Origin of the sequence: Protofrankia sp. CiT1, from assembly GCF_917627335.1 — a bacterium.
Taxonomy (GTDB): Bacteria; Actinomycetota; Actinomycetes; order Frankiales; family Frankiaceae; genus Protofrankia.
In genome coordinates, this window is record NZ_CAKJTP010000056.1 from 20,180 (window position 1) to 27,103 (window position 6,924).

Genomic DNA, 6,924 nt, shown 5'->3' on the forward strand with positions numbered 1-6,924 from the left:
TCGAAGGGCGGCTCGGTGGACGCTCCCAGACACGTCAGCGTGACCGGTCCCGCGCGTGTGCCGGGTGTTGGTCGGCGGTCCGTTCTCTCGGCGGTCACAAGCGGTTTCCTATTCTGCCCCGCGTCGTGGGACGACACGAGCCTCGACGACCCGGCCGCGGCCGAGGCAGTCTGCCAACGCCGTGCCCGTGCCGGCCTGCCCGACGGCGTCAGCTCGAAGCCGAAGTACCGCGGCCCTGCCTCGAACTCAGAGCGCCCGGCAATAGGGGACGCGGCGTCGCGGGGCTGGGGTACGCACCTCGCCGCGTTGTCGTCGGTCGCCACCCAGCACCTCCGGTGACTTCCTCCTCGCATCTCGCGATCTACGTACCCCAGCCCCGTTCCTTGATCTACGCTCCTGTTGCCGGGCGCTCTTAACTACTTGCGCCGCCATGGGCCGGTGATCGCGACAGTCAGGCCGTCGCCCTGGATGTTGGCATACAGCCACTTGCTATCCGGGGAGAAGGTCGCGCCGGCCCATTCGCTGTCGCTGACGGCGTTCCGCGCCAATGGGTACGGGGTGCCGTCATCGCCCACGACGATCAGGTAGTTCTCCCCGTCACCGTCTTCGCACAGGATGATCGTACCGCCGTAGGGCGAAACGGTGATGTTGTCGGGACCATCGAAGCGACCGCCCGGAGCAATCCGGACCACCAGCTCGATCGTGGACTTGCGTGGGTTGAACTCCCAGACCTGGCCCTCGTGCACACCGGCAGCCGCGGACCCGGCCTTGGCGTAGCTGGAGACGATGTAGGCCCGGGTCCGGTCCCAGAAGATTCCCTCGGCCTTGGGTACGTGGGTGACCGCCCCGTCGGCGAACTGCTTGCGGACCGACGTGGTTGTCGCGTCCGGGTCCGGTACGTCCACCCAGGTCACCGCGAGCGTGGTGCCGAGCTCGGTGAACACGGAAAGATCGAACGCGCCGGCGGCCTTGAGTGCCTGCAGCTTCCCGCCGGCCCGAAGGCTTCCCGGGCCTCCCAGCGGCTTGGCCGGCAGGAAGCGGTAAAGCAGCCCGTACGGCGAGCCCGCGTCTTCGGTGAGGTAAAGAATGCCGGTCTTGGGATCGACGGCGATCGCTTCGTGCGGGTAACGCCCGAGCGCCTTCAGCGGGACGGCCTCGGTGTCGTGCAGGCGCCCGTAGGGGTCGACCTCGAAGACGTAGCCGTGTTTCTTGGTCAGGAGTGCGTTGGATGCCGGGGTCAGCTCGGTCTCCTCACACGACAGCCAGGTCCCCCACGGGGTGTTGCCGCCGGCGCAGTTGCGGACCGTACCAGCGAGGCTCGCTACCTGTGAGATCAGCTTGTCGCCGTCGAGAACGACCGTGGTGGTTCCGCCGGCCGCGCCCGGGTCGTATTCCAGTCCTGACAGGTGCGGTACCGGGTTCACGGCGCCCGGGGAAAGCTCGTGGTTGCGAACCAGAATGCTGTGGTTGTTCTTCTTGCCAGGGAAGGCGAATGTGCCATCCGGCGCGCCCGGCAGCTTCTCCCCGGTCGGCAGCGTGTCCATGCCGGCGCGGGAGACAACTGTGTAGGTGAATCCCGCGGGAAGATCGACAATCTTCGCCGGGTCGGGGACGAGTTCCCCGTAGCCGTGGAAGTGGAAGGGTTCGGCGGCCGACGCGGTCCCGCTGAAGACCGAGCCAACCGCTCCCGACAGGACGAATCCGAGGCTCGCCGTTCCAGTACCGACGATCGCCTGACGACGACTGACAGATATGGGCATGTGTCCCTCCTTGGAATGCCGAATCCGCACGCTGGCAGGCTGACATGGCCACGAAGCGACACAGGATGGAACGGCAGGCGACTACTAGCCTCGGCTGTTCGTATATCCGGCAAGACAGGAGATGACGCCATGTAAGCAGTTGGTCATTCTATCGTAAGCTCGTTGTCGCCTGCCAGTGAAAGCCCGGTCCGGGTAGCTGCCAGGAGGCCCGGTAGCAGGCTGGCGGATCGGTCTGGAAACGGACCGGGTCGGAGCCCAGCGGTGTCGAGCCGATCTGCATCACGTCGCCCGGGGCCATCGCCGTCACCTGCCCGAACGGCCCGTCGGCGCGGTCGGCCGCGGTAGTGCACCTCTTCCGTGCAGGCTACGCCATGCGCCGCGTGGGCCGATCGACTCGAGTTCGGCGGCTGCGACGACCGGCTCGTCGCCGCCGGGGCGCTGCGGCATCAGGTATGTTCAACCGCGCCCGGCCCGTGCCATGCTGACGCGCAACACTGTTACCCGCCGAGGCGTTTCGCGCTGGCCGGGTGGTTCACGGCAGAATTCGCAGGCTCGCCGGCAACGAGGCGTGACGAGGAAGTCCGCCGATTCCGGGCCTGCAACCTCAGATGGTCGGATATGTGCGGGGAGGCCTGGCACGAGCCGTCACTTCGGCTCCTTCTACATCGATGGGCAGTGGACGACACCCCTGTCGGAGACGACTACCCCGATCATCGAGGCCGCCACCGAGCAACGGCTCGGTGACCTGCCCGAGGCAGGCGCCAAGGAGGTGGACCTGGCGGTGGCTGCCGCCAGGGCGGCCCAGCCGGCCTGGGACGCAACTCCGGCCGTCGAGCGGGCCGGCCTGCTCGAGCGGCTCGCCGGGGCGGTCGAACGCCGCTCGAAGCAGATCAGCGAGATCGTCTCCCGGCAGAACGGCATGCCGCTGGCGTTGTCCGCCTCCGCCTCCGCCAACGTCCGCGCCGTGGCTGGCACACTGCGGTACTACGCGGCGCTGGCGCGCGGTGGCTTCGCCGACCAGGAGCGCCCGGCGCTGGCCTATCCCGGCACGGTGCGCCTGCAGCGGCGCCCGGTCGGGACCGTCGCGGTGATCGTGCCGTGGAACTACCCCCTCGGGCTTACCGCGATGAAGCTCGGGCCGGCGCTGGCCGCCGGCTGCACCGTGGTGCTCAAGCCCGCCCCGGAGACGTCGCTGGATGCCGCCTACCTCATGGAGGCAATCGAGGAGGCCGGCATCCCCGCGGGCGTCGTCAACCTGATCACCGGTGGCCGGCAGACCGGTGACCTGCTCATCAGGCATCCCGGCATTGACAAGGTCTCCTTCACCGGCTCGACCGCCGCCGGCCGGATCATCTCGAAGAGCTCATCACCACCTATCCGTTCACGGACATCAACCGGGCGGTAGCCGATTCCGTCGCCGGCGTCACCGTCAAGCCGGTGCTCGTCTTCTGATCCGAGCATCGACCGGAACATCGACCGGAACGTGGACGGGCTGGCCGCCGGCCGCGGGAACCAGGCGCGGCGCTGTCCGGGTCGACTGCGATCGTGTAGCGGCGGACCAGCGTGGCGACAACCTTGAAGCACGCCGCGTCATAATCAAGGTTGTGACGTAACCCTGATTATGGAGGCTGCTCAAGATGGCTGAGCTCCTACGGCGGCGCTGGGAAAGCGATCTCGGCGCGGGTCTGTCCCGGCGGGACCGACTCGGTTGCGACTACGAGGCGTACCTGCCGGACCCGCTGGTCGGCCGGAAGTGGCGTCTCGACGCCGCAACGGCGGCGGATGTCGCTGACGCCGAGGTCGCAATCAGCCGCCTCGACCGCGAGGCCGCTGCGCTACGAGGCACCGAGGTGCTGGCGCGCATCCTCCTGCGGGCCGAGTCAGTCGCCTCGTCTCGGATCGAAGGGCTCGAGGTCGGCGGCCGACGCCTCCTGCGAGCCGAGGCGGCACGCGGGTTCGACGAGCCCGCCACCGACATCACCGCAGTCGAGGTACTGGCCAACATCGACGCAATGGTGCGTGCAACCGAACTGGTCGGTGTCGGTGATCCCATCACGATCGCGTCTCTGCTTGACGTCCACGAGCGTCTGCTCGCCGCCGGCCACCTGGAGCGGCACGGCGGCAGGCTTCGAACCGAACAGAACTGGATCGGCGGGAGCGGTTACAACCCGTGCTCAGCCACGTTCGTCCCGCCGCCACCGGAGGCTGTGCCCGGCCTGCTCGAAGACCTCTGTGCATTCTGCGCCGACGACACTCTTCCGGCCGTCGCCCAGGCTGCCATCGCGCACGCGCAGTTCGAGACGATTCACCCGTTTGTCGATGGTAACGGGCGTACCGGCCGCGCGCTGATCCACATGGTGCTACGGCGCCGCGGTCTCGCCGCAGGCGTCCTGCCCCCCGTCTCCCTGATTCTCGCGACCTGGTCGCGTGCGTACCTTGCCGCGCTGGCCGCAGCCCACTACGTGGGTCCCGCGACCTCCGACGAGGCACAGGTGGCGACCGACTCCTGGGTCGCGCTGTTCGCCGCCGCCTGCACCCGAGCATGTGCGGACGCCGTCGACTTCGAGCGGCGTCTCGAGTCGCTTCGCGATGACTGGCTCCGCAGGGCCGGCCCCGTACGCACCCATTCCGCTCTCGAGAGCATCCTGCGCCTGCTGCCCGCAGCGCCGGTGCTCACCGTCCGCTCGGCTGCCGCCCTGTCTGGTCGAAGTCTGCAGGCAACAAACGAGGCAATCAATCGGCTTGTCAATGTGGGTGTTCTCCGCCAGATCACAGTAGGCCGCCGCAATCGTGCGTTCGAGGCATCCGAGGCCATCGAGGCATTCGCGTACCTTGAACGACGCCTCGCCAGCCCAGCAGGCGAGACCATCGTCAGCCCGCCCAGCCGCCGCGTACCCCAGAGGCCATGATCCATCCGGAGGGCAACGGTCACCTCCGCTGAGGCTGCGGCCTTCCTTGCCTTCTTGTGGTCGCGGATCTTGTTGCAGCTCTGATGATTAACGATGTCAGCTGCCGACAGGTAGCTCCCCACCTCGCCGAACGGTGTCGTGGCCTCTCGCCAGTCCGGCGCGTCGACACCGAGCTGCGGCCGAGGCGACGTGGGCCGCCAGGTACGGGTGGCCCCAGAATCGAGGGTGGTGCCTCGTCGTCGCGACACCATGTGTCGACCTGTCGACCTGTCGGACGCACCGACCGATCAGCCGCGTCTGGCTGGCGCAGCGGATCCGGCTGGCACGCTACGCTGACAGCGGGACAACGGGTCCGGGGGCCGCCGAGCCAGGGAGGTGCGTCGTGACCGCGGAGATCGTCCCTCCCGCCTGGATGCACCAGCAGATCACAGCGGAGCTGTACGACATGCTGTCCGAGGAGCAGTCCAGGGATATCGAGATTGTGGACGGGATGGTGGTCATGGTCCCGAGCGCGTCCCTCCAACACAACCGGCTTGCCAAGAAGCTGGCTGTCGCGATGGAGGCCGCGGGGGCACCGGAGTGGTTTGCCGATCTTGACTTCGATGTCCGGCTCCACGACGTGCCGCTCACCGTGCGTCGACCCGACATCGTCGTGTACCGAGCAAGCACGGTCGGGGTCTCGCCGATGCGCCCCGAGAACATCCTGCTGGTTGGTGAGGTGGTGTCGCCGGGCTCGGAAACCACCGATCGCGTCTTCAAGCCGGAGCAGTACGCCTCGGCCGGCATCCAGTTCTACTGGCGGATCGAGCAGTCCGCGGCCGGTGTCCCGCTCGTTCACACCTACGTGCTCGATCTGGCCGCGCGAGCCTACCGGGCTGGCGATGTTCACGCGGGTGTGGTCGAAGCCGCCACTCCATTCCCCGTGAAGATCGACCTCACCCAGCCATAGCACCAGCACGGCCGCGGAGTACTGACGAGGGCCGTCAGCTCAGGCGGTTCCTGCCCTGGCCGCAGCTTTCATCTGCTTCGTGCGTGCCACGGCGTAGTCCGCCGACCTGCGCCTATCTGGCCGGTATGCCTCCTGACCTCGGTGAACACGGTCTGATCTGGGCAGAAGCTTCGCCGTGATCGTCACGGGTGTGGTCCTGATGAGTCTCCCGGAATCCAACTGTTGACCGTGGTCCATGGGCATATGGCGGGCAGAACCCGGGCAGGATCATGAGGCGTCAGCGGGGCTGAGACCAAGGATGCTCGTTGGCAAGCAGAGAGCACCGGTGTCCCAGAGGATCACCGGAGGGTACCGAACAACGCGAGATCCCAGTCGCGGCGCACGGCGCGCTCGAATGCCTTCCCGCGCGCCAGCGGCCAAGTGCCCTGGTGGGCGCGAGCCTGCCCACCTCACGTTGAGTTTTCCAGTCAGACATATGCCTGGTCGGACGTGTCGTGCTCGATGCGGGGGACGCAATCGCGGCTGTCAGTTGTCGGTCTGCGTCTCCCATGCGGATCGGCTGATGGCGTACACATGCTGATTTTTACCGTGCAGGAACTCGGTGTGGTGGTAGGTCTCGCTGATCTTCTCGGCGACTCGGATCGACCTGGTGTTGTCGGCGTCGATGACGGAGACGACCTGATCGACGGCCAGCCGGTTGAAGGCGAACCGTAGCGAGGCTCGCCCGGCCTCCGGTCCGAACCCGCGGCCCCAGTGCGGTCGGGCGATGAACCACGCCGCCTCGACGCCGGGCCAGCCCGGCTCGTTCCACAGCCCGGCCCGGCCGACCAGCTCACCGGTGGCCGTTTCCACCACGGACCACAGCCCGTACCCCCACAGCGCCCAGTGCCCGAGGGTCGTCGCCATGTTCCGCCAGGTCGCGGACCGGTCCGCGGGACCCCCGAGATAGCGCATGAACTCCGGATCAGCCCACATGGTCGCGTAGTTGTCGATGTCCTCCGGTGCGATGGCGCGCAGCGTCAGACGCTCGGTGACGATCGTGGGGATGGCAAAGGTGGTCACCAGGTCGCCGCTCATGCCTTGGTGCCAGCGGTCAGTGCGGGGCGGGCCTGCCGTAACCGCTCGGTGAAATCCCGCACCGCCGGAATCGACCGGTGAGCGGGCATGAACATGGCATCCAGGTGGCGAACCCGTTCGGCGACCGTGTACGTATGGTTCGTTGAGAGCGCTGTGAGAACCTGTATGCCGACGGCCGCAGCCGCATCAGGTTCCGGCGCTGGTCGCAGCAGATGCGCCATGGCGAGGG

5 protein-coding genes and 2 pseudogenes are annotated in these 6,924 nt (G+C 67.6%); 4 read left to right on the plus strand and 3 right to left on the minus strand.

Annotated features, from left to right (window positions below):
• Positions 1-339, plus strand: a pseudogene (locus tag MJ785_RS11475) (hypothetical protein); the annotation flags it as partial.
• Between the two features lie 77 nt (positions 340-416).
• Here MJ785_RS11475 and MJ785_RS11480 read toward each other — a convergent pair.
• Complete coding sequence (locus MJ785_RS11480; RefSeq protein WP_239309700.1) at positions 417-1,754, minus strand: alkaline phosphatase PhoX; 1,338 nt, start codon at positions 1,752-1,754, stop codon at positions 417-419.
• Between the two features lie 574 nt (positions 1,755-2,328).
• Between MJ785_RS11480 and MJ785_RS11485 the strand changes: the two genes are divergently transcribed.
• The 3 genes from MJ785_RS11485 (at position 2,329) to MJ785_RS11495 (ending at position 5,618) form a co-directional block, all read left to right on the plus strand.
• Positions 2,329-3,165, plus strand: a complete 837-nt coding sequence (locus tag MJ785_RS11485) for an aldehyde dehydrogenase family protein (protein ID WP_239376599.1) — start codon at positions 2,329-2,331, stop codon at positions 3,163-3,165.
• Between the two features lie 232 nt (positions 3,166-3,397).
• The gene (locus tag MJ785_RS11490) at positions 3,398-4,669 is read left to right on the plus strand and encodes a Fic family protein (RefSeq protein ID WP_239380760.1); all 1,272 of its coding nucleotides are present in this window, start codon (positions 3,398-3,400) and stop codon (positions 4,667-4,669) included.
• A gap of 382 nt (positions 4,670-5,051) precedes the next feature.
• Entirely contained in the window at positions 5,052-5,618 is a 567-nt protein-coding gene (locus MJ785_RS11495) for a Uma2 family endonuclease (protein ID WP_370651535.1), read from the plus strand.
• 525 nt (positions 5,619-6,143) lie between these two features.
• Here MJ785_RS11495 and MJ785_RS11500 read toward each other — a convergent pair.
• Both MJ785_RS11500 and MJ785_RS11505 read right to left on the minus strand, forming a co-directional pair.
• A complete protein-coding gene (locus MJ785_RS11500) occupies positions 6,144-6,695 on the minus strand; it encodes a GNAT family N-acetyltransferase (protein ID WP_239309674.1) in 552 nt (183 codons plus the stop codon).
• A pseudogene (locus MJ785_RS11505) lies at positions 6,692-6,924 on the minus strand (hypothetical protein); the annotation flags it as partial. The pseudogene MJ785_RS11505 and the gene MJ785_RS11500, both read right to left, overlap by 4 nt.

Bases quoted from the DNA above. Each gene is read 5' to 3' on its own strand.
- MJ785_RS11490 (WP_239380760.1), top strand. From the start codon at position 3,398: ATGGCTGAGCTCCTACGGCGGCGCTGGGAAAGCGATCTCGGCGCGGGT.
- MJ785_RS11500 (WP_239309674.1), bottom strand. From the start codon at position 6,695: ATGAGCGGCGACCTGGTGACCACCTTTGCCATCCCCACGATCGTCACC.